Genomic DNA, 21703 nt, shown 5'->3' with positions numbered 1-21703 from the left:
CAGGTGTGCGGCCCCCGGCTGAGCGGGCGCGGCGCGGACGCGGTGCGGCGGTGTGCGCGCGGGTCAGCGCGGCTCGGTGGTCAGCGCCGTGTGGATCTCGGCGTCGCTGACGTCGTCGGCGATCACCGTCTCCCCCAGCCCGACGGGGAGGACGAAGCGCAGCCGGCCGTCGCGGATCTTGCGTATCTGGCCGAGCGCCGCGACGGTGGCGGCCGGGTCGACGGGCGCGGGCAGCGCGCCCAGCGTGACGGGCAGGCCGACGGTGGCCAGCAGGGCGGTGATCCGCCGCAGGACCGCCGGGTCGAGCAGGCCGCGCCGCTCGGCGATGCGGGCGGCGCAGGCCATCCCGAAGGCGACGGCCTCGCCGTGCAGGACAGGGCCGTAGCCGGTGACGGTCTCGACGGCGTGACCGATGGTGTGCCCGAAGTTGAGGGGACGGCGCAGGTCGTTCTCGTAGGGGTCCTTGGCGATCAGCCGGCACTTCACGGCGCTGGCGCCGTGCACCAGCGCGGCACTGGCGGCCGGGTCGGCGGCCAGCAGCTCCCGGTACCGGGTCTCGATCAGCTCGAAGAGGGCGGGCGAGGCGATGACGCCCTTCTTGATGGCCTCGGCGAGGCCGGCCCGCAGCTCGCGCTCGTCCAGCGTGGCGAGGTAACCGACGTGTGAGACCACGGCCTTGGGCTGGTGGAAGGCGCCGATCAGGTTCTTGGCGGTGGCGTGGTCGACGGCGACCTTGCCGCCGAGCGCGGCGTCGACCTGGGCGAGCAGGGTGGTCGGCACGTTCACGTACGGGAGGCCGCGCATGTAGGCGCTGGCCACCCAGCCGACGGTGTCGGTGATCACCCCGCCGCCGACGGCGAGGATCACGTCGCGCCTGGCGAGGCGGGTGCCGGCCAGCCAGTCGAGCAGCGCGGCGGCGGTCGGCAGGCTCTTGCTGGCCTCGCCGGCCGGGATGGTGGTCGAGGCGACGTCGAGGCCGGCGGCGGCGAGGCCGCGGGCGAGCCGGTCGGCGTGCAGCGCGGCCACGTTGTCGTCGGTGATCAGGGCGACGCGGCGGCCGTCGATCTCGGTGCGTAAGCGGTGCACCGCGGCGGCCTCGTCCTGGCACACGTGGACGGGGTAGGTGTCGTGCCGGGTGGCCGCGCCGATGATCGGGTCGTCCGGGTCTGTGGGCAGGTCGAGCCGCTCGGATACGCGGACATACGTGGTCATGTATCCCCCAGACTCGGTGGTCAGGGCCGCCTCATCGCAGCCACCAATTCTCACCTGAGAACGATCCGGGGGCAACACTGCGGGCGTGCGCGCACCGGGCGGGCGCTGACCGGCCGTCAGTTCGCGGCGTCGTCCGCCTCCCCGGCGAGCTCGGCGAGCGGGACGGGGACGGCCAGCGGACGGGAGGCGGTGGCGCGCGCGTCGCCCTCGTCCGGCGACCGCCCGTCGAGGGCGGCGGTGAGGCAGGCGGCGGCGAAACCGCAGACCCGGCCCTGGCACCAGCCCATGCCGAGCCGGGTCAGCATCTTGACGGTCCTGGCGTCCGCCGCGCCGAGCTCGGCGTGCGCGGCGCGCACCGCGGCGTGCGGGACCTCCTCGCACCGGCACAGCAGCGTGTCGTCGGTGAGCCAGCGGGGCCAGCCGGCGGGGACCGGGTGGGCGCGGTGCATCGCGGCGGCGAACGCGCGGTGCGCGCGGATGGTGGCGCGCAACCGGCGGACGCCGGGCACGTCGGTGCGTTGCTCCCGGTCGACGTCGACGACGAGCGAGCCGTCGACGTCGAGGCGGGTGGCGACGCCGAGTTGCAGCGGGAGTTCGAGGGCCGGGGTGAAGCCCCAGCCGAGGGCGACCAGGTCGACCTCGACCTCGCCCGGCACGGCGCGCGGCACGCCGTCGCGGCCGACGACGGCGCGGCGGACGGCGCGCACCCGGTCGGTGCCGAGGATCTCGGCGACGGCGGTGCGGGGGCGGTAGGGGACGCGGTGCCGGGCGAGGGCGGCGGCGTAGCCGGCGGCCTCGGCGAGCTTGCCCGGCACGGGGAGCACGGCGCGGGCCTGCCGGGCCCAGCGGAGCGGCGAGTTGGCCTCCCAGACGCCGACGACGCGGGCGCCGGCACGGGCCAGCCCGGTGGCCACCGGCAGCAGGAAGGGGCCGGTGCCGGCGACGAGCACGCGCCGGCCGGCGACCGTGCGGTGCCCCTTGAGCAGCGCCTGGGCGCCGCCGGCGGCCACCACACCGGGCAACGTCCACCCGGGGACCGGCAGTTGCCGGTCGGCGCCGCCGGGGCACAGGACGACGGCCGCGGCCTCGACCGGCCCCGGCAGCGGCCGGACGCCGTCGTGCGCGGGCGTCGTCTCGACCCGGAAGCGGGCGTCGTCCTCGCGGGTCACCAGCCACACCTGTTGCCCCGGCCGGTAGTCGATCCGCCCCGCGGCCACCTGCGCCCGCAACCGCCGCCACCAGCCGGCGAACGGGCCGCGGACGTCGTCGTCCGCTGCATGCCGCCAGTACTGCCCACCGGGCCGCTCCCCCGCGTCCAGCAGCACCACCGACACCCCACGCTCCGCGGCCGTCACCGCGACCCCGAGCCCTGCCGGCCCGGCCCCGACGACGACTGCCTGCGGCGCGAAGGCCACGCCCGCCGAAGGCGGGCGGCCGCCGACCGGCCGTGACCCGGCCGGCGCCGGTGCCGACGCCTGCGGCGCGGCGCCCTCGGCGCCGGGAGGCGCGGTCGGCGGGGGGCCGGCCCACGCGCCCGGGGGCGGGGCCGCGGGCCCCGGAGGCTCAGGGACGGAGGCCGACGAGACCCGCATGCCGTCCCGCACAGGGACCACGCAGGTGCGTTGGGGTGGGGTGTCGTCGATGGTGGCGAGGCAGTCGTGGCAGGAGCCGATGCCGCAGAAGAGGCCTCGGGGGCGGCCCGCGTGGCGGGTGGTGCGCCAGGCGGGGATGCCGGCGGCGATGAGCGCGGCGGCGACGGACTGGCCGGGGCGGGCGGGTAGTTCGCGGCCCTCGTAGAAGATCCTCACGCGACGGGCTCCCAGCGTTCGGGCGCGAACGGCGCCAGGTCGAGGGTGGGTTGGGCTCCGGTGAGGGCCTGGGCGAGCAGCTGGCCCGTGCCGGCGGAGAGGCCGATGCCGGCGCCCTCGTGGCCGCAGGCGTGCCAGAGTCCCGGCAGCCGGGGGTCGGGGCCGATGACCGGCAGGTGGTCGGGGCAGTAGGGGCGGAAGCCGTGGTAGGCGCGCAGGGCGCGGACGCCGGCGAGGGCCGGGAAGAGGCCGACGGCGCCGCGCGCCAGCAGGGCGAGCGCCTGGCGCGAGGGGCGACGGTCGAAGCCGACGCGCTCCCGGGTGGAGCCGATCAGCACCGTGCCGGCCGGGGTGCCCTCGACGACCGGCGAGGACTGGAGCGCGGCGTCGGAACTGCCCACGTCCCCCACGTACTCCGCCGCGTAGACCTTGTGCCGGATGACGAGCGGCAGCGGCTCGGTGACCAGCACGAAGCCGCGCCGGGGCAGCACCGGCAGGTGGACGCCGGCGAGGGCGGCGACCTCGCCGGCCCAGGTGCCGGCCGCGTTGACCACGGCGGGCGCGTCCAGCCGGCGGGACGGGGTGGTGACGCCGACCACCCGGCCCCGGGCGCTGCGGATCGCGGTGACCGGGGCGCCCGTCAGCACCTCGGCGCCCGCCGCGCGGGCGAGCCGCAGCAGGTGGGCGACCAGCAGCACGGGCTGCACCTGGGCGTCCTCCGGGTAGTACGCCCCGCCGGCCAGGCCGGGGCGCAACAGCGGCTCGACGGTGCCGAGTTCGTCGGCACCGAGGTCGTCCACGCGGACGCCGGCGGCCCGTTGGCGGTCGGCCAGGGCGCGCAGCGCGGACAGGGAGCCGTCGGTGGCCGCCACCACCAGGCCGCCCTTGGACTCGAACTCCCAGTGGTGGCCGTGCTCGGCGAGCTCCGCGCGCCACACCCGCTGGGAGTGGCGGGCGAGGTCGAGCTCGGGGCCGGCGTCCTTGTCGGAGACCAGCACGTTGCCCTCGCCGGCGCTCGAGGTGCCGCCGCCGATCGGGCCGCGGTCGACGACCAGCACCCGCAGGCCGGCGTGGGCGGCGAAGTAGGCGGTGGCGGCGCCCACCGCGCCGGCGCCCACGACGATCACGTCGTACGACGATGCGGGAGACGTCACGTGCCGCGGGCCCACTTTCCTCTGACATGGCCGATGTGGCGCTCCATCAGCCGCTGCGCGCCGGCCGCGTCGCCCGCCTCGACCAGGTCGAGCAGCTGGTGGTGTTCGAGCGCCGACTCCTCGAGGCGGCCGGACTCCAGCAGCGGGGTGAGGCCCAGCAGGCGGGTGCGGGAGCGGAGTTCGGAGACGATGGTGGACAGCTGGGTGTTGCCGGCGTAGGCCAGCAGCGCCAGGTGGAAGACGCGGTCGGCGTTGATGTAGGCGACCAGGTCGCCGTCCCTGACCGCGTCCACGATGGCCTGGGCGAGCTCCCGCAGCCGCGGGAAGTCGGCCGCCGGGATCAACGGCACCACGTCCCGCACGGTGGGTGGTTCGAGGAGGAGCCGCACGTGGGTGACCTCGTCCAGCTCCTCGTCCGGCACCACCCGGACCCGGTAGCCCTTGTTGGGCAGCGCCTCCACCATGCCCTCGCGGACCAGGTCGAGCATGGCCTCCCGCACCGGCGTCGCGGAGATGCCGAACATGGTGCCGAGCGTCGGCGCCGAATAGACCGCGCCCGGCTTCATCTCCCCGGAGATGACGGCGGCGCGCAGCGCGTCGGCCACCATCTCGCGCAGCCGCTCGCGCTTGTTCAGTGGTTGCAGACCGGCGATGGGCGCCGTCTCCATGTCTCGTCTCCTCGTCGGACCCTGATCGGGTGTGCCACTCGCCGCGGGGCGAGTTCGCGAAATCGCGTACTGCCGTTCTTACATGAGGAACCCCGCGGGGAACGGATCGGTCGGGTCCAGAAGGTACTGGGCGGTGCCGGTGATCCAGGCACGGCCCGTGATGGTGGGCACCACGGCCGGCAGTCCGCCGACGGTGGTGGCCGCCACGAGCCGGCCGGTGAACGTGGTGCCGATGAAGGACTCGTTGACGAAGTCGGTGTCCAGCGGCAGTTCGCCGCGGGCGTGCAGCTGGGCCATCCGGGCGCTGGTGCCGGTGCCGCAGGGTGAGCGGTCGAACCAGCCGGGGTGGATGGCCATGGCGTGCCGCGAGTGCCGGGCGGTGGACCCCGGTGCCTCCAGGTAGACGTGGTGGCAGCCGACGATGTCGGGGCGCTCGGGGTGGGTGGGCGGGTGCCGCGCGTTGATGGCGGCCATCAGGTCGAGCGCGGTGTCGATCATCCGCGCGCCGGCGGCCCGTTCGAAGGGGATGCCGAGGTCGTCGAGGCGGACGATGGCGTAGAAGTTGCCGCCGAAGGCCAGGTCGTACCGGACCTGGCCGAGGCCCGGCACGTCGACGACCTGGTCGAGGGCGACGGCGAACGAGGGCACGTTGCGGATGGTGACGGAGGTGGCGGCGCCGTCCGCGACGGCGACCTCGGCGACGACGAGGCCGGCGGGGGTGTCGAGGCGGACTGTGGTGACCGGCTCGGTCACCGGCACCATGCCGGTCTCGACCAGCACGGTGGCCACCCCGATGGTGCCGTGCCCGCACATCGGCAGCACGCCGCTGACCTCGATGAAGAGCACCCCCATGTCGGCGTCGGGGCGGGTGGGCGGCTGGAGGATGGCGCCGCTCATCGCGGCGTGGCCGCGCGGCTCGTACATCAGGAAGGTGCGCAGCTCGTCCCGGTGTTCGATGAACCAGGTGCGCCGCTCGGCCATGGTGGCGCCGGGGAGCACGCCCACGCCGCCGGTGACGACGCGGGTGGGCATGCCCTCGGTGTGCGAGTCGACGGCGTGCAGGACGCGGCTGCTCCTCACCGGTGCCCCTGGGCGAGGAGTTCCTCGGTGAGGCGGGTGATGGCGGCGACGGCCTCGGCGGACAGCGGGCTCCGCGGCGGGCGGCAGGCGCCGCCCTTGCGGCCGGCGGCGTCCATGGCGACCTTGATGGCCTGCACGAACTCGGTCTTGGAGTCCCAGCGCAGCAGCGGGTGCAGCGCCCGGTAGAGGGGAAGCGCCTTGGCCACGTCGGCCGGGTCGCCCGAGGTGGCGAGGCGGTAGAGCTCGACGGTGCTGGCGGGCAGGGCGTTGGTGACGCCGGCGATCCAGCCGACGGCGCCGGCGAGGCCGAGTTCGAGGACGACGTCGTCGGAGCCGATCACCAGGTCGAGTTCGGGCGCGAGTTCCCGCAGTTCGTAGGCGCGCCGCACGTCGCCGCTGAACTCCTTGACGGCGACGATCAGTCCTTCGGCGTGGAGCCGGGCGAGCAGCCGCGGCGTGAGGTCGACCTTGGTGTCGATCGGGTTGTTGTAGGCGACGACGGGCAGGCCGACCGCCGCGACCTCGCGGAAGTGGTGGACGACGGTCTCCTCGTCGGCGCGGTACGAGTTGGGCGGCAGCAGCAGCACGGAGCCGGCGCCGGCCTCGGCCGCGGCCGCGGCCCAGCGCGCCGACTCCAGGGCGCCGTACGCGCTGACGCCCGGCATCACGCCGAAGCCCTCGGGGGCGGCGGCGACGGCGGTGGCCACGACGGCGGCGCGCTCGGCGTCGGTGAGCGTCTGGTACTCGCCGAGCGAGCCGTTGGGGCAGACGCCGTCGCAGCCGCCTGCGGCGAGGAAGGCGATGTGGTCGGCATAGGCGTCGTGGTCCACGTCGCCGGCCGCGGTGAACGGAAGGGCGGCGGCGACGTGCACGCCGCGCCATGCCTCGCGCGGGGTGGTGGGCACGGGGTGGTCTCCTGTCGGGTCGGGGAGCCTTCCCCCTCAGGGTGGCTCAGTACAATGTCACATGTCAAAAACGGTCCGGGGAATGGGCGGTTGACCCCGCCCGTCGCTCACAGCAGGCCCCGCACCCACTCCTCGACGCCGCCGGCCGAGATCGGCAGCGCGCCGGACAGCACCTCGGCGCCGTCCTCGGTGACCAGCAGGTCGTCCTCCAACCGCACGCCGACGCCGCGCAGTTCGGGCGGCAGCGTGAGGTCGTGCGGGTGGAAGTAGAGGCCCGGCTCCACGGTGAGCACCATGCCGGGCGCCAACGGCGCGCCCTGGTACGCCTCGTAGCCGGACCGGGCGCAGTCGTGCACGTCCAGGCCGAGATGGTGGCCGATGCCGCAGACCAGGTAGCGGCGGTGCTGCTGCCCGGCCGGCGACAGCGCCTCGTCGACGGAGACCGGCAGCAGCCCCCAGTCGTGCAGGCCCCGGGCGACCACCTCCATGGCCGCGAAGTGGAAGTCGGCGTAGGCGCGCCCGGGCGCCACCTGGGCAAGACCGGCCAGGTGCGCGGCCTCGACCAGGTCGTGCACCCGCCGCTGCGCCTCGGTGAACCGGCCGCCGGGCGGCACGGTCCTGGTGACGTCGGCCGTGTACAGCGACCTGGTCTCCACGCCCATGTCGAGCAGCAGCGGCTGGTCGGGCAGCACGGGACCGTCGCAGCGCACCCAGTGCAGGGTGGCGGCGTGCGGGCCCGAGCCCACGATGGTGGCGTAGCCGGGGCCGTTGCCCACGGTGCGGGCGTGCCGGTCGAAGGTGCCCTGGAGCCACCGCTCGCCGCCGGCGGCGACGGCCGTTGGGATCTCACCGACGACGGCGGCGAAGCCGGCCACGGTGTGGTCCACGGCCTGCCGGAGCTGCTCGATCTCCCAGGCGTCCTTGACCATCCGCAGGTCGGAGAGCGCGGTGGCGAGTTCGGGGTCGGCCTTCAGGCCGTGCCGGCGGACGAGGTCGGGTTCGGTGCCCGGGGTGGCGCCGGCGCCGGCGAGCCGGGAGAGGGCGGCGTCGAGGTCGGCGAGCGGGCGGACCTCGACGCCGAGCACCCGGGCCCAGTCGGCGACGCCCGGGGCGGGGCCGACCCACAGCTCGCCGTGGGCGGCGTCGGCGAAGAAGCCGGTCTCGCCGGGCCTGGCGGGCGGCGGGAGGTAGAGGGTGGCGGCGTGGTCCCGGGGGTCGCCGCGCCCCGCGGTGAGGACCAGCACGGCGTCCTCGACGGCGCAGCCGGTCAGCCAGACGAAGTCGCTGTCGGCGCGGTAGTCGTAGGCGGTGTCGTTGCTGCGCACCGGGGCGCGGCCGGCGCCCGCGACCACGGTGCCGGGGCCGAGGCGGGCGACGAGCCGGGCGCGGTGGCCGGCGGCGGCCTCGGCGGCGCCGGGCGGCAGCGGCACGGGGGTGTCCACCTCGGCCCAGCCGGTGCCGATGGCGGTGGTGAAGGCGGACACCTCGGTGAGGCGTGGGGGTCGGGTGCCGGCGTAGGGGGGCCGGCTCGGGGTCGGTTCCGTCATCTCCGTTCTCCTCCTCGGTCGCGCATCAGCTCGCGCAGCCGGGAGAAGACCCGGCCCGAGGCGAGCCCGTCGTGTTCGTGCTCGTTGGTGATCCAGACCTGGGTGTTGCCGACCCGGGCGGCGGTGGCCAGTTGGAGGTGGAAGTCGACGTACAGGTCGTCGTGGTAGAGGGCGGCGACCACCGGCACCTCGTTGGCGGCCAGCCGGTCCAGGTCGTACAGCGGCGGCCAGTCGGTGCGGGCGGCCAACTCCTCGCAGGCGGCGTGGAACGGGTGCAGCGCCCTGATCTCGGTCGTCATCCAGGGGTAGGCCATCTCGCCGGTGAAGAACAGCGGCCTGGCGTCCGGAGCGAACTCGGGGTGGTGGGCGCGTTCCCGCTGGGCGGCCCAGCCGGTGGGGCCGCCCGCGCCGTGGGCGTAGATGGACTCCTGGAGGGTCCAGAACAGCGGGCTGCCGGTGTTCGAGGTCCGGACCATGACCTGTTCGAGGAAGGTGTCGGAGAGCCGGCCCGGCGCGGCGAAGGCGTCCTCGAGCAGCCAGTGCAGCCGTTCCGGGCCGGGCTTCATGCCGAGGTCGAGACCGAGCGACTGGAAGCGGTGGACGGTGAGCCGGTCGCCGTCCGGCAGCCGCACGTCGTCCTCGGCGAGCAGGTCGGCGACGGCGGCGGCGAGCTCCGCGTCGCCCGGGTGGCGCCGGTAGAACTCGCGGTTCCTGGCGGCCACCCGGGGGTAGGTGCGGCGGTACACCTCGGCCGCGTCGGGCGGCAGCCCGGGCAGCCCGCCGGTGACGTAGCAGCCGGTCAGCGCCTCGGGGGCGCGGGAGAGATAGGTGAGGGTGACGAAGCCGCCGTAGCTCTGGCCGAGGGTGGCCCAGCGCCGGCCGCCGTAGACGGTGCGCCGCAGGTGTTCCGCGTCGGCGACGATCGAGTCGGCCCGGTGGAGGGCGAGGAGTTCGGCGCCGGCCGGGCCCGAGCCGAGGGCCGTCATGACGGCGCCGTCGATCGGGCTGGAGCGGCCGGTGCCGCGCTGGTCGAGCAGCACCACCCGGTAGTGGTCGAGCGCCTCGCCGAGCCAGCCCGACCGGTCCAGGGGACGCGGCGAGCGTCCGCCGGGCCCGCCCTGGAGGAAGAGCAGCAGCGGCAGTTCCTCGGCGCGCCGCTCGGGGTCGACGACCTCGCGGGCGAAGACCTCGACGGTGCGCCCGTCGGGCGCCGCCCAGTCGAGCGGGGCGGTCACCCGCTGCTCGGTGATCCACAGGCCGCGCAGCGGGTAGCCGGGGTCGGGTTCGGGTTCGGCCGTCACGCGTCGTCTCCTCGGTCACGGGCGCGGGCCCGGCGGGCGGCCTCCCACTCGGGGCGGATCCGCGGCACGGCGGCCAGCAGGGTGCGGGTGTACTCGTGTCGGGGGGCGCCGAACACGGCGTCGCGGTCGCCGCTCTCGACGACCCGGCCCTCGTGCATCACGGCGACGCGGTCGGCGAGTTGGCGGACCACGGCGAGGTCGTGGGCGATGAACAGGTAGCCGAGGCCCTCCTCGCGTTGCAGCCGCCGCAGCAGGTTGATCACCTGGGCCTGGACGGACACGTCCAGCGCCGAGACGGCCTCGTCGCAGATCACCACCTTCGGTCCGACGGCCAACGCGCGGGCGATGCCGATGCGTTGCGCCTGCCCGCCGGAGAACTGCGCCGGGTAGCGGGTGGAGTGGTCCGGGTCGAGGCCGACCCGCTCCATCAGGGCGCGGGTGAAGGCGCGGGCGCCGCCCGGCACTTCGCGGCCCTGGTAGGTGAGCGGCGCGGTCACGATGCGTTCGACGGTGTGCCGGGGGTTGAGCGAGGAGTAGGGGTCCTGGAAGACCACCTGGACGCCGGAGCGGAAGCGGTGCAGGGCCGCGCCGGTGCGGCGGGTGACGTCCTCGCCCTCGAACTCGACGGTGCCGGCCGTGGCGTCGAGGAGCCGGGCGACGAGCCGGGCGGTGGTGGACTTCCCCGACCCGGACTCGCCCACCAGGGCCAGGGTCTCGCCCGCGCACACCTCCAGGTCGACGCCGTCGACGGCGCGCAGCACGGCCCGCCGGGCGAAGGGGGCGCCGCCGCGCAGCGTGAACTCGCGGACCAGGCCGCGGGCGGTGAGCAGGGGTGCGGTGCCGGTCATCGTTCGCCCTCCCACGGGGTGTCGGGCGCCGCCGGCTCGACGGTGCGCAGCTCGCCGACCTCGTCGTCGAGCCGGGGCACCGCGTCCAGCAGGGCGCGGGTGTACGGGTGTCGTGGGTCGGAGAACAGCTGGGCGACCGGGGCGTGTTCGACGCAGCGGCCGGCGCGCATCACGACGACCTCGTCGACCATCTCGCTGACCACGGCCAGGTCGTGGGTGATGAGCACCAGGCCGGTCCCGGTGTCGCGCTGGATCTCCTTGAGGAGCGCGAGGATCTGCGCCTGCACGGTGACGTCGAGCGCGGTGGTGGGCTCGTCGGCGATCAGCAGGTCGGGTTCCGTGGAGAGCGCGATGGCGATCATGACGCGCTGCCGCATGCCGCCGGAGAACTGGTGCGGGTAGTGCCCGGCGCGGCGGGCCGCGTCGGGGATGCGGACGCGTTCCATGGCCTCGACGGCGACCCGCCGCGCCTGCCGCCGGGTGACCCCGGCGCGGTGGGCGCGGTAGGCCTCCTCGATCTGGAAGCCCACGGTGTAGTAGGGGTTGAGCGAGGAGAGCGGGTCCTGGAAGACCATGGCGATCCGGTCGCCGCGGATCCCCCGCATGCGGCGGTCCGGCAGTCCGGCGATCTCCTCGCCGGCCAGCCTGATGTGGCCGGTGAGCCGGGCGCCGGGCGGCAGCAGGCCCATGACGGCCAGGCTGGTCATGGACTTGCCGGAGCCCGACTCGCCGACGATGCCGAGCGAGCCGCCGGGCGGCAGGGCGAAGCCGAGGCCGCTGACCACCTCGGTGCTGCCGCCGGCGGGGGCGGGGAAGGCGATGGTGAGGTCCTGGACCTCCAACAGGGGCGTGGTCATGCGACGGTCAGCCTCACCCTCGGGTCGAGTGCCGTGTAGACGAGGTCGACGACGACGTTGCCGACGACGACGAAGGCGGCGGCCAGCAGGGTGACGCCCATGATCACCGGCTGGTCGTTGCGGCCGATGGCGTCGGCGGTCATCTTGCCGATGCCGTTGAGGCCGAAGACGGTCTCGGTGATGAGGGCGCCGCCGAGCAGCCCGGCGAAGTCCATGCCGAAGATGGTGGCGATCGGGGTGAGCGCGGGCCGCAGCGCGTGCCGGCGGATCACCTGTTGCCGCGGCAGGCCCTTGGCGCGGGCGGTGCGCACGAAGTTCTCGGCCAGGGTGTCGATGACGTTGGCCCGGGTGAGTCGCGCGTAGACCGAGGCGTAGGCGAAGGCGAGCACGATCCAGGGCATCAGGTAGCTCTGGAACCAGAGCGCGGGGTCGTCGCCGAAGGCGACGGCCTGTGGGAAGGGCAGCCATTCGAGCTCGACCACCAGCACGTACTGGAGGAGCAGCGCGAACACGTAGTTGGGCACGGAGAGGCCGGCCAGGGCCACCATCATGGCGCTCCGGTCCCACCAGGTGCCCTGCTTCAGGGCGCCGATCAGGCCGCCGACGACGCCGGCGAGCAGCCACAGCACGGCGGCGCCGACGGCGAGGGTGACGGAGACCGGGAGGCGGTCGGTGATCATCTCCCAGACGGGCTGGCTGGACTGGAACGAGTAGCCGAAGCAGGGCGCGGCGCAGTGCACGGCGCCCTCGCCCGTGCCGTAGGTACGGCCGGCGAAGAGGCCGCCGAGGAAGCTGGTGAACTGGGCGAACAGCGGCTCGTCGAGTCCGAGGTTGGTGCGGATGCGGTCGATCAGCTCGGGGGTGCAGTTCTTGCCGCAGATCTGCACGGCCGGGTCGGGCGAGAGGACGAAGAAGACGCCGAAGGTGAACAGGCAGACCAGCAGCAGGATCAGCAGGACGCCGGAGAGGCGCACGAACAGGTAGCGGGTCATCGGCGGGCCCCTCCCGGGTCGAGGACGGCGCGCAGCCGGTCGCCGAGGACGGTGAAGGAGAGCACCAGGAGGAAGAGGAAGGCGCCGGGGATGGCGAAGTAACTGGGCACGACCGTGTACCAGTTGACGGAGGAGGCGATCATCTGGCCCCAGGACGGGGTGGGTGGGACGACGCCGATGCCGAGGAACGACAGGCCGGCCTCGGTGCCGATGTAGCCGGGGATGGCCAGCGTGGTCAGCACGATGATGGTGGAGCGCAGGTTGGGCAGGATCTCGCGGAACACGACGGTGGCGGCGGAGGCGCCCGAGGCGCGGGCGGCCTCCACGAACTCGCGCTGGGCGAGCGACATGGTCTGGCCGCGCACGACGCGGGCCAGGTAGGGCCAGCCGAACAGCGAGATGACGACGACCAGGGCCACCGAGCGGTTGCTCGCGGGGAGCGCCGACAGGATGGCGATCATGAAGATCAGCGCGGGGAAGGCCATCAGGAAGTCCATGACGCGGGAGATCACCCAGTCGACGCGGCCGCCGAGGTAGCCGGCGAGCATGCCGAGGACGACGCCGAGCAGGGTGGTCAGCGCGGTGGCGGAGAGCGCGATCAGCATGGAGACGCGGGCGCCGTAGACGATGCGCGCGAAGATGTCGCGGCCGCTGCCGGGTTCGACGCCGAACCAGTGGTCCGAGCCGGCGCCGCCCCAGCCGCCGAGCGGCACGCCGGCGAGGTCGGGGTCGATGGCCTGCTGGTCGAACTCGTAGGGGCCCCAGCCGCTGAGCCGGACGATCAGCGGCGCGAACAGGGCCATCAGCACGATCAGCAGGATGTAGCCGCCGGCGAGCAGGGCTCCGGGGTCGCGGGTGAGGGCGCGCAGGGGTCGGGCGCCGGGCGCGCCGCCGGCCGTCGCCGGCGGCGCGCTCTGCTCCACGACCTCCAACTCGGTGGGGAGGACGGTCATCTCAGCCCCGCTCTGGGTCCCGCAGGCCGACGAGGACGAAGTCGATGCCGCCGCTGGCGGAGCCGGGGTTGGCGTAGATGCCGGTGATGTTCTCGCCGGGCAGGGTGATGCCGGACTCCACGGCGAGCGGCACGATCGGGGCGAGTTCCATGATCTCCTCGTCGAGCAGACCCCACTGCTCGTTGGCCGCGTCGAGGTCGGTCATGGCGCGGATCTCGTCGATGCGGGCGTTGATGTTCTCGTCGTTCAGCTGGGCGAGGTTGGGGTTGCCGACCTCGGTGATGCCGCGGCCGTCGAAGAGCGGCGGCAGGAAGGTGCTGGCCGAGGAGGCCCAGTCGGGGCACCAGCCGGTGATGGCGGCGTCGTGCTGGAGGGCCGGGGTGCCGATGGTCTCGTAGTAGGAGGAGACGTCGATGACGTTGAGCTCGATGTCGATGCCGAGCGGTTCGAGTGACTGCTGGATGGCCTCGGCCTGGGCCCGCATCTTCGGCTGGGAGCGGATGTCGAGGGTCATCTCGAAGCCGTCGCCGTAGCCGGCCTCCTCCAGCAGGGCGCGGGCGGCCTCCGGGTCGCCGCGGTGGCCCTCGCTCGGGTAGAGGTCGTACTCGCGGTACCCGGCGACGGTGGCGGGCAGGATGGTGGTGGAGATGTCGGCGAACTGAGTGCCGCCGCTGGCGTTCTGCACGGCCGCGCGGTCGACGGCGTAGTTGATGGCCTGCCGCACCCGGACGTCGTCGAACGGCTCCCTGGTGGTGTTGAGGCCCATGTAGGTCTGGCAGATGCCCTCCATCCGCTGCAGCCGGTCCTGGAGTTGGGGCGTCTGGACGCGGGGCAGGGTGGCGGGCTGGATGGTGAGGGAGATGGCGTTGGCGTCGGCGCCCTGGCCGGCGAGCAGCCGTTCGTCGATGGTGGCCGGGTCGAGGCCGATGACGAACTCCCAGCGGTCGGGGTAGGCCGCGCGGACCTCGTCGGTCTCGGGGTCCCACTCCTCGTTGCGGACCAGCTGGATCTCGCTGCCGGGCGTGTAGGAGTCGAGGCGGTAGGGCCCGGAGGCGATGATGTCGTTGATGAACTCGTCGCCGGCGCCGGTGCCTTCGGGGAAGGGCACGAAGCTGTTCTGGGCGACGACCGAGCCGAACTCGGGGTACGGCTCCCGCAGGTGGAAGACGATGGTGCGCTCGTCCGGGGTCTCGATGGTGTCGAGCGGGCCCGAGCGGTAGGGGCCCTCGTAGCCCTCGGGCGCGTCGATGACCTGCCGGGCGTAGGGCGAGCCTATGCCGATCTCCGGGTCCCAGGCGCGGGATACGCCGAACTTGACGTCGGCGGAGGTGATCGGGGTGCCGTCCTCGAAGCGCACGCCCTCCCTGAGGGTGAAGGTCCAGCTGAGGCCGTCCTCCGAGGGGGTGCCCAGGTCGGTGGCGAGGTCGGGGACGATCGCCGAGGGGTCGTCGGAGTTCCCGGGGGCCGGGGTGGTCAGGGTGCGGTAGACGAGGCGGTAGAAGTTGTTGACGCCGCCGTCGAAGCCGCGGGCCGGGTCCAGGTAGGAGAAGTCGGCGTTCTGCAGCACGCGGACGGTGCCGCCGGGTTCTGGGGTGTCCGTGTAGGAGACGGAGCCGCCGTCGGAGTCGGCGGCTCCGCCGCCCGGGCCGCCGTTGGAACAGGCGCCGAGGGTGAGCACGGCGGCGGTGATGGCCGCGGCCGTGGCGAGGTGGGTTCTCTTCACTCGGGTTCCTTTCGCAAGCCACTGGCGCCGGGGCGTTCCAGGGGGCGAGGGGGATCGGTCGTCTGGGGGTCGTGCTGGGGTCGTCAGAACCGGCGCAGCCAGACGCGCATGGCGCCGGGCTCGCGGTTGCCCCACAGGAAGTAGGGGACGAGGCGGACCGGCGCGCGGGGTGCCGGGGTGGGCCGGGGGTCTGGCCCGGGGTCGGGGGTGAGCTCGGGGTAGAGCGCTCGGCCGGCCGGCGGCGCGGTGGCCAACTCGGCGGCGAGGGTGGTGACGTCGGGGCCGAGGTCCGGGTCGCCGACGCCCTCGTGGAGGGACGGCAGGTCGTCCGGGGCGAGCAGCAGGTCGTCGACGGACGCGCCCGCGTCCTGCTGTTCGACGCAGTAGACGAGGGGGCCGCGGAGCAGGGCGAGGGTGCCGCGGGTGGCGTCGAGGTGGGGGTGGGAGGCGACGGCGCGGACCCGCGGCGGCAGGTCGAGGACGAGGCGGTCGCCGGGCCGCCAGAGGCGGGTGAGCCGCAGCCAGCCGGGGTCGGCGGGCACGGCGGGCCGGTCGCCGAGCGTCGCGGTGGCGCCGCGCGCCCAACCGGGGACCCGCAGCGCGAGGGTGACGGGCCGGTCGGCGGCCGCGTCGACCTCGACGGTCACCCGACCGTCCCACGGGTAGTCGGTGGTGACGGTGACGGCGAGCGGCTCGGTGCGCAGCCGGGCGGCGGCGTAGAGGCCGATGGTGAGGGTGTCGGCGTCGGCGGTGGCGAGGTGGTCCTGCAGCTGCGCGTTCCAGCGGACGATGTTGGGCGGGCAGCAGGGGCAGCCGAACCAGGCGCGGCGCAGGAGTTCGCCGCCGGACTCGGCGCCGCTGCGCTGGTCGTGGTCGGGGCGGCGCTGCAGCGGGTTGTCGTAGAAGAAGGCGCGCCCGTCGAGCGAGGTGCCGACGGCGTAGGCGTTGAACAGCACCCGTTCGACGGTGTCGAGGACGTCCGCCCTGCCGGTGGCGAGGAAGAGCCGCCAGCCCCACTGCATGGTGCCGATGGCGGCGCAGGTCTCGGCGTAGGCGCGCTCCGGCGGGAGTTCGTAGCGGTCGCCGACGGCCTCGTCGGAGTGGCGGCTGCCGAGCCCGCCGGTGAGGTGGAGCTTGGTGTCCACCATGTCGTCCCACAGCGCCGTCAGGTGGGCCAGGAGTTCGGCGTCGCCGGTCTCGACGGCGAGGTCGGTGGCGCCGGCCGCCAGATAGGTCATGCGGACGGCGTGGCCGGTGGCGGACGGCAGTTCGCGTAGCGGGAGGTGGTCCTGGAAGTAGGCGGGCGGGAAGACGCTGTGCTCCAGCCGGCCGGCGCCGCGGCGGTCGACGAAGAGCTGGGCCTGCCGCAGGTAGGCGGGCTCACCGGTCTCCCGGTGGAGCTCGACCAGGGCCATCTCGACCTCGGGGTGGCCGCAGTAGAAGGGTTCGCCGTCGTCTCCGTAGCGCTGGACGACGAGGTCGGCGAAGCGGCGGGCGACGCGCAGCAGTCGGTGGTCGTCGAGCTGGCGGGCGGCGGCGACGGCGGCCTGGGTCAGGTGGCCGAGGTTGTACAGCTCGTGGCCCCAGGCCAGGTCGGACCAGGGGGACTTGGCCGGATTCGGTCCCTGGAAGTAGCTGCCGAGGTAGCCGTCCTCGGCCTGGGCGCGCTCGATCAGCCGGACGCTCTCGGCGTAGAAGGCCTCGCTCTCGGCGTCGGCGGTGCCCCTGGCCAGCTCGTAGGCGAGGCCCTCCAGCGTCTTGTACACGTCGGTGTCGAGGAACGGGTAACGACCGTGGTAGGGCTCGTCGTCGGCCGTCTCGCCCGCCACCCGGCGGAGGTTGGTCAGGTTGCCGGCCCGGGTGATCTCGCGGACGGCGTGCGGCAGGGTGGCCTCGGCGTTGCGGCGCTGCCACGCGGCGAGGAGGCCGCCGGTGAGCCGCGCCTCGCCGGCGCCGAGCGGCCGGCCCGCGGGCGTGGTCGCGAGCACCGCGGGGGCGGGCGAGTGGGGACGGTCGGAAACGGGCATGGGGCTCCCGTCGGAAGGGATGAGGGGGCCGCCGCGACGGCCAGTAGCGGGTGACATTGTACTGTCACAGGCTATTTCTGCACCGGGTCGTGCGGGAAACTTCCGCGTTACGGTCGGCGCCGTGCGCGAGCGTGACAGTATGGGCAACGGGGCGTGGCGTTCCGGCTGTTCAGCGGGGCGTGCGGCCCGAGGTCACTGACAGTTCGGAGGGGAGTTTCCGTGGGCGGTGCAAGCGGCGGCGCCAGCAAGGGCATCGGCAAGGTCGAGGTGGCGGTCAGGTGGGATCCCGCGCCGCTGGGCGCCCCGGCCCTGGACGTCGACCTCATCGGCGCGACCTACCGGGCGAACGATCCCCACGGTCAACCGGCCTATCTGGTGCACTTCGACAGCCGCTCCCCCGACGGCACCATCACCCTCAGCCGGGACAGCCGCACCGGCCAGGGCTTCGGCTACGACGAGGTGATCGTCCTGGAACTGGACCGCCTGGCGCCGGAGTTCGTCCGGGTGGTGGTGGGCGTGGCCGTCCAGCAGCGGACCGGCCGGGTCACCTTCGGCGACCTCTCGGGCGCCGGCTTCCGGGTCCGCGAGGGCTACACGGTGCTGGCGGAGAGCGACTTCGAGGCCGTCGCGGGCTCGACCGCCGCGACCGTCGCCGAGTTCACCAGGGACGCGCTGGGCGCCTGGTCGTTCCACGCGGTGCTGCGCGGCTTCGACGCCGACCCGGACGCCTTCACCCGGCTGATGGGCGGCGAGCCGGCCGCCGGCTGAGCGGCGGGGCCCCCGGCCCTCCGTCCTCCTCCCCCACCAACAGCTGGGAGGCGGCCAGTTCGCGGTAGAGCGCGTCGGAGGCGACCAGCTCCTGGTGGCCGCCCACGGCCCGCACCCGGCCGTGTTCGAGGACCACGATCCGGTCGGCCCCGGTGACCGTGGAGAGCCGGTGGGCGATGAGGATGACCGTGCAGCGCCGGGCCGCCGAGTCCACCGCCTCCCGCAGCGCCTGCTCGTTCCTGGCGTCGAGTTGGGCCGTCGCCTCGTCGAGCAGCAGCACCTCGGGCCGGCGCAGCAGGGCCCTGGCGATGGCGAGGCGCTGCCGTTCGCCGCCGGACAGGGTGACGCCCCGGCTGCCGACGGGGGTGCGCAGCCCCTCGGGGAGCCGCGCCACCAGCGCGTCGAGGCGGGTCAGCCGCAGCGCCTCGGCGATGTCCTCGGGCGGGGCGTCGGGCTCGGCGTAGCGCAGGTTCTCCTCCAGGGTGCCGGCCATCACCGGCGCGTCCTGCTCGACATAGGCGATCCGCCGGCGGACCTCGGCACGGCCGAGCTCGGCGATGTCGACGCCGCCGATCCGGATCCGTCCCGCGGTCGGCTCGTAGAAGCGCTGGAGCAGCGCGAAGGTGGTGGTCTTGCCGGCGCCCGAGAGCCCGACCAGCGCCGTCTGGCCGCCGGCGGGGGCGGTGAAGGAGACGCCGCCGAGCGCGGGGCCGCGGCCCGGGTAGGAGAACCGGACGTCGTCGAACTCGACGGCGGGCGGCGGGCCCTGGACCGGTCGCGGGGCGTGGTCGACGTCCTCCTCCACCGGCATCCGGCCCACCTCCTCGACGCGGCCGACCGCGCCGAGACCGAGTTGCAGGGTGCCGAGCCCCGCGACCAGCGAGCCGATGGGGCCGGCCAGGTAGAAGACGTAGAGCAGGAAGGCGATCAGCGCCGGGGCGGTCAGCTCGCCCGAGGCGACCAGCGCCCCGCCGACCCCGAGCACGGCGAGGAAGGCGGCCTGGACCGAGACGCCGGACAGCACCCGGACCCAGGCGGCGTAGCGGGCGCCGGTGAGGCCGGCCCGGTAGGCGCCGTCGATCGCCTCCTCGGCGGCGGCGGTCTCCCTGGCCTCGGCGCCGTTGGCCTTGACGGTGCGGGCCGCGCCGAGGGTGCGGTCCAGGGCGGCGCCGACCGCGCCCACCGACTCCTGGGCGCGGGACACGGCCCGCCGGATGCGCGGCAGCACCACCGTGAGCAGGGCGGTGACGGTCCCCAGCACGGCTACGGTCACGCCGAGCAGCCCGGCGTGCACGGTGCCCATCAGGACCAGGGCGCCGGCCATGCTGAGCGTGCCGTTGGCGACGTTGACCAGGCCCTCGGTGGCGGCGTTCTGCAGCAGGGTGCTGTCCGAGGTGACCCGGGCGATCAGGTCGCCGGGGGCGCGGCGGTCCAACTCCGGCACGCGCAGCCGGATCAGCCGGAAGACCAGGTCGCGGCGCACCTGGCGGACGACCCGCTCGGCGGTGCGCTGCTGCCACCAGGACTGCAGCCCGGTGAGGCCCGCGCCGGCCACCACGAGGGCGGCCAGCCAGGCGATCGGTCCGGTGGCGCTGTCCCCGGCCGCCAGGGCCTCCAACACCCGCTGCGCGACGAGGGGTTGGACGAGCCCCGAGACGCTGGCGGCCAGCACGAGCAGCAACGACGCGGCCAGCACCAGGCGGTGCGGGCGGGCGTAGCCGAACAGCACCCGCAGCGGGCCGGGTTGGGCGGCCGGCGACGGGGCCGCGGCGGGTGGTGGGGGTGAGGGCGGTGCGGTCACGGAGGCGGCCGTTGTCATCTGTGGTCCCGGGGTCGCGGTGGGGCGCGGATCAGTGGGGCGTCGGAACTCCGGCGTGCTGGGCGGCGATCGTCTCCAGGTGGTCGGCGGCCGCCGTGGCGCCGCCGGCCGCGCGGAAGCCGCGGCCGATCGCCGCCGCGGCGGCCCGGTGGCCGCCGGCGGGGTCGAGGACGGCGTCGATCGCGGCGCCGACGCGGGCCGCGTCGGCCCGGCCGAAGCGCAGCCGCACGCCGGCGCCGGCGGCCACCACCTGTCCCGCGACCAGGGGTTGGTCGTCCCTGATGGGGGCGACCACCAGCGGGACGCCGTGCCACAGCGACTCACAGACGGTGTTGTGCCCGCCGTGGCAGACCACCGCGTCCAGGTGCGGCAGCAGGTCGAGTTGCGGCACCCGGTCGAGGACCAGCGGGTCGCCGGGCCCACTTCCGAGCTCGGCGGGCAGGGTGTGGCCCGGGTCGAGGACGATGCCCTGGACCCGCTCGCGGGCGGCCCGCAGCGCGGCGAGCGACTCGGCGAGGAAGCGGCCGCCCACGTCGACGTTGGCGGTGCCCAGGGTGACCAGCACGGCCCGGCGGCTCGGGTCGAGCCGGTGGAACGGGAAGGCGCCGGCCGCCGGTCGGGGCGCGATGACGGGCCCGACGAGTCGGACCCGGTCGTGCGGCAGCGGCGCGTCGCCGAGGAGTTCACGCCCGGTGAAGGCGACGATGCCGTGCGGCGAGAACCGGGGGTCGCCGGTCGCGGCCGGGTCGCCGATCCGGCCGCGCAGCGCGCCGAGCAGCCCGGCGAGCCAGGCCCCGACCTTGGGCAGGCCGGCCAGCGGTTCGGCGAGTTCGGCCGAGGTGGTGGCCGAGGTGACGTACGGGAGGCCGCGCCGCTCGGCGACCAGCGCGCCGGCCACCGCGTGCTGGTCGGTGACGACCAGGTCGGGCCGGAAGGCGTCGACGGCCGCGTGCACGCCGGGTGCCATGAGGTCGGCCAGCGGCACGAAGACGTCCCGCCACAGGAAGCGGAACGCGGCGGGCCCGGTCAGCTCGGGCGGCCGGCGCAGCTCGGTGCCGGGGAGGTCGCAGTCGTAGGCGACGGCGTCGGCGCCGACCAGCCGGGCGAGCTGGCCGGCGTGCCCCGCCCAGGCCACCTGGTGGCCCCGCCGGCCCAGTTCGGCGGCGACGCCGACCAGCGGGTTGACGTGCCCGACCAGCGGCGGCACCACCAGCAGGAAGCGCGTCACCGCACCGCCGTCCCGGCCAGGGCGTGCTCCCTGACCCAGTCGAGGATCAGCTCGCGGGTCTCCTCGGTGCGCTCGACCAGCACCGAGTGCCCCTGCTCGGGCAGGACCACGGTGCGGCAGTCGGCGACCTTGGCGGTCAGCTCGGGGACCTGGGCCGCGAGCCCGGACTCGTCGCCGAAGATGGCCAGCAGCGGGCGGGTGAGGGCGCTGAGGTCGTCCGCGATCACCCGGCCGGCGGGGACGTCGTCGGCCAGGGTGGTGGTCTCCAGGATGCGGCTGGCGCCGCGCGAGAGGCGGGCGGTGTGCGCGCCGTGGTGGGCGGCGATCCAGTCGATGACCTCCGCCCTGGCCAGCCGCTCGCGCGCGTCGTCGAGCCCCGCGGCCATGTGCCGGGTCCACTCGGCGACCGGCGGCTCCGACTCGATCATGGTGACGGTGGCCACCCGCTCCGGGTGCCAGGCGGCCAGCGCGGCGGCCACGGTGCCGCCGAACGAGTTGCCCACCACGTGGACCGGGCGCCGCTCGCCCAACGCGTCGAGCAGCCCGGTGAGATCGCCGACGAACGACTCCAGCCGGTAGCCGGTGCGGGGCCGGTCGCTGCGGCCGTGGCCGCGCAGGTCGTACATGACGACGTCGACGCCGGCGGCGGCGAAGGCCGGGCCGAGGGTGAAGTAGTAGCTGGCGAGGCTGTCGGTGAGGAGGCCGTGCACGAAGACGACCACGGGGGGTTCGCCCGTCGCGTCGGCCCGGCGCGCGGCGTCGAGCCGCTGGACGTGGGTGGTGATCTCGCCGGTCGCGATCCTGGTCATCGGT

18 protein-coding genes are annotated in these 21703 nt (G+C 74.9%); 1 reads left to right on the top strand and 17 read right to left on the bottom strand.

Going from position 1 to position 21703, the window contains the following annotated elements:
- Positions 1 to 63: 63 nt before the first annotated feature.
- The 14 genes from aroB to RNC47_RS04670 all read right to left on the bottom strand — a co-directional run bounded on the left by aroB (position 64) and on the right by RNC47_RS04670 (position 17075).
- Positions 64 to 1212, bottom strand: coding sequence for a 3-dehydroquinate synthase (gene aroB / locus RNC47_RS04735; RefSeq protein ID WP_311595757.1), 1149 nt, complete (start codon positions 1210 to 1212; stop codon positions 64 to 66).
- 116 nt (positions 1213 to 1328) lie between these two features.
- Positions 1329 to 3020 (bottom strand): 2Fe-2S iron-sulfur cluster-binding protein, encoded by a 1692-nt coding sequence (locus RNC47_RS04730; protein WP_311595756.1) that lies wholly within the window; start codon positions 3018 to 3020, stop codon positions 1329 to 1331.
- Positions 3017 to 4174: an NAD(P)/FAD-dependent oxidoreductase gene (locus tag RNC47_RS04725; protein WP_311595754.1), complete on the bottom strand. Its 1158-nt coding sequence runs from the start codon at positions 4172 to 4174 to the stop codon at positions 3017 to 3019. Before RNC47_RS04725 ends, RNC47_RS04730 begins: the two co-directional genes overlap by 4 nt.
- Positions 4171 to 4842 (bottom strand): GntR family transcriptional regulator, encoded by a 672-nt coding sequence (locus tag RNC47_RS04720; protein WP_311595753.1) that lies wholly within the window; start codon positions 4840 to 4842, stop codon positions 4171 to 4173. The genes RNC47_RS04725 and RNC47_RS04720 overlap by 4 nt, the downstream gene beginning before the upstream one ends.
- Positions 4843 to 4920: 78 nt before the next feature.
- A complete protein-coding gene (locus RNC47_RS04715) occupies positions 4921 to 5922 on the bottom strand; it encodes a proline racemase family protein (RefSeq protein ID WP_311595752.1) in 1002 nt (333 codons plus the stop codon).
- A complete protein-coding gene (locus RNC47_RS04710; protein ID WP_311595751.1) occupies positions 5919 to 6827 on the bottom strand; it encodes a dihydrodipicolinate synthase family protein in 909 nt (302 codons plus the stop codon). The genes RNC47_RS04715 and RNC47_RS04710 overlap by 4 nt, the downstream gene beginning before the upstream one ends.
- A 107-nt stretch (positions 6828 to 6934) precedes the next feature.
- Entirely contained in the window at positions 6935 to 8374 is a 1440-nt protein-coding gene (locus RNC47_RS04705; RefSeq protein ID WP_311595750.1) for an aminopeptidase P family protein, read from the bottom strand.
- Positions 8371 to 9675, bottom strand: a complete 1305-nt coding sequence (locus RNC47_RS04700; RefSeq protein WP_394814705.1) for an alpha/beta fold hydrolase — start codon at positions 9673 to 9675, stop codon at positions 8371 to 8373. Before RNC47_RS04700 ends, RNC47_RS04705 begins: the two co-directional genes overlap by 4 nt.
- Positions 9672 to 10523: an ATP-binding cassette domain-containing protein gene (locus RNC47_RS04695; protein ID WP_311595749.1), complete on the bottom strand. Its 852-nt coding sequence runs from the start codon at positions 10521 to 10523 to the stop codon at positions 9672 to 9674. Before RNC47_RS04695 ends, RNC47_RS04700 begins: the two co-directional genes overlap by 4 nt.
- Complete coding sequence (locus tag RNC47_RS04690) at positions 10520 to 11380, bottom strand: ABC transporter ATP-binding protein (RefSeq protein WP_311595748.1); 861 nt, start codon at positions 11378 to 11380, stop codon at positions 10520 to 10522. Before RNC47_RS04690 ends, RNC47_RS04695 begins: the two co-directional genes overlap by 4 nt.
- Positions 11377 to 12372 carry an ABC transporter permease gene (locus RNC47_RS04685; RefSeq protein ID WP_311595747.1) on the bottom strand — a complete coding sequence of 332 codons (996 nt, stop codon included), beginning with the start codon at positions 12370 to 12372 and terminating at the stop codon, positions 11377 to 11379. The genes RNC47_RS04690 and RNC47_RS04685 overlap by 4 nt, the downstream gene beginning before the upstream one ends.
- Positions 12369 to 13325: an ABC transporter permease gene (locus RNC47_RS04680; protein WP_311595746.1), complete on the bottom strand. Its 957-nt coding sequence runs from the start codon at positions 13323 to 13325 to the stop codon at positions 12369 to 12371. The genes RNC47_RS04685 and RNC47_RS04680 overlap by 4 nt, the downstream gene beginning before the upstream one ends.
- A gap of 1 nt (position 13326) precedes the next feature.
- The gene (locus RNC47_RS04675) at positions 13327 to 15048 is read right to left on the bottom strand and encodes an ABC transporter substrate-binding protein (protein ID WP_311595745.1); all 1722 of its coding nucleotides are present in this window, start codon (positions 15046 to 15048) and stop codon (positions 13327 to 13329) included.
- A gap of 83 nt (positions 15049 to 15131) precedes the next feature.
- Positions 15132 to 17075 (bottom strand): glycoside hydrolase family 127 protein, encoded by a 1944-nt coding sequence (locus tag RNC47_RS04670; protein ID WP_311595744.1) that lies wholly within the window; start codon positions 17073 to 17075, stop codon positions 15132 to 15134.
- 219 nt (positions 17076 to 17294) lie between these two features.
- Here RNC47_RS04670 and RNC47_RS04665 point away from each other — a divergent pair, with 219 nt between their 5' ends.
- Positions 17295 to 17843, top strand: a complete 549-nt coding sequence (locus RNC47_RS04665) for a TerD family protein (protein WP_311595743.1) — start codon at positions 17295 to 17297, stop codon at positions 17841 to 17843.
- Here the strand turns inward: RNC47_RS04665 and RNC47_RS04660 are convergent.
- Genes RNC47_RS04660 through RNC47_RS04650 form a run of 3 tightly spaced genes read right to left on the bottom strand, consistent with a single transcriptional unit; the run spans position 17806 to position 21699 of the window.
- Positions 17806 to 19662, bottom strand: coding sequence for an ABC transporter ATP-binding protein (locus RNC47_RS04660; protein ID WP_449657345.1), 1857 nt, complete (start codon positions 19660 to 19662; stop codon positions 17806 to 17808). The two genes, RNC47_RS04665 and RNC47_RS04660, sit on opposite strands and share 38 nt — an antisense overlap.
- Positions 19663 to 19693: 31 nt before the next feature.
- Complete coding sequence (locus tag RNC47_RS04655) at positions 19694 to 20890, bottom strand: glycosyltransferase (RefSeq protein WP_311595740.1); 1197 nt, start codon at positions 20888 to 20890, stop codon at positions 19694 to 19696.
- A complete protein-coding gene (locus RNC47_RS04650; RefSeq protein ID WP_311595739.1) occupies positions 20887 to 21699 on the bottom strand; it encodes an alpha/beta fold hydrolase in 813 nt (270 codons plus the stop codon). Before RNC47_RS04650 ends, RNC47_RS04655 begins: the two co-directional genes overlap by 4 nt.
- Positions 21700 to 21703 lie beyond the last annotated feature (4 nt).

This window comes from Streptomyces millisiae, assembly GCF_031845425.1.
Taxonomy (GTDB): Bacteria; Actinomycetota; Actinomycetes; order Streptomycetales; family Streptomycetaceae; genus Streptomyces; species Streptomyces millisiae.
This window is presented reverse-complemented; position numbering and strand designations above follow the sequence as displayed.

Bases quoted from the DNA above. Each gene is read 5' to 3' on its own strand.
- aroB (WP_311595757.1), bottom strand. From the start codon at position 1,212: ATGACCACGTATGTCCGCGTATCCGAGCGGCTCGACCTGCCCACAGAC.
- RNC47_RS04720 (WP_311595753.1), bottom strand. From the start codon at position 4,842: ATGGAGACGGCGCCCATCGCCGGTCTGCAACCACTGAACAAGCGCGAG.
- RNC47_RS04705 (WP_311595750.1), bottom strand. From the start codon at position 8,374: ATGACGGAACCGACCCCGAGCCGGCCCCCCTACGCCGGCACCCGACCC.
- RNC47_RS04695 (WP_311595749.1), bottom strand. From the start codon at position 10,523: ATGACCGGCACCGCACCCCTGCTCACCGCCCGCGGCCTGGTCCGCGAG.
- RNC47_RS04690 (WP_311595748.1), bottom strand. From the start codon at position 11,380: ATGACCACGCCCCTGTTGGAGGTCCAGGACCTCACCATCGCCTTCCCC.
- RNC47_RS04685 (WP_311595747.1), bottom strand. From the start codon at position 12,372: ATGACCCGCTACCTGTTCGTGCGCCTCTCCGGCGTCCTGCTGATCCTG.
- RNC47_RS04680 (WP_311595746.1), bottom strand. From the start codon at position 13,325: ATGACCGTCCTCCCCACCGAGTTGGAGGTCGTGGAGCAGAGCGCGCCG.
- RNC47_RS04670 (WP_311595744.1), bottom strand. From the start codon at position 17,075: ATGCCCGTTTCCGACCGTCCCCACTCGCCCGCCCCCGCGGTGCTCGCG.
- RNC47_RS04660 (WP_449657345.1), bottom strand. From the start codon at position 19,662: ATGACAACGGCCGCCTCCGTGACCGCACCGCCCTCACCCCCACCACCC.
- RNC47_RS04650 (WP_311595739.1), bottom strand. From the start codon at position 21,699: ATGACCAGGATCGCGACCGGCGAGATCACCACCCACGTCCAGCGGCTC.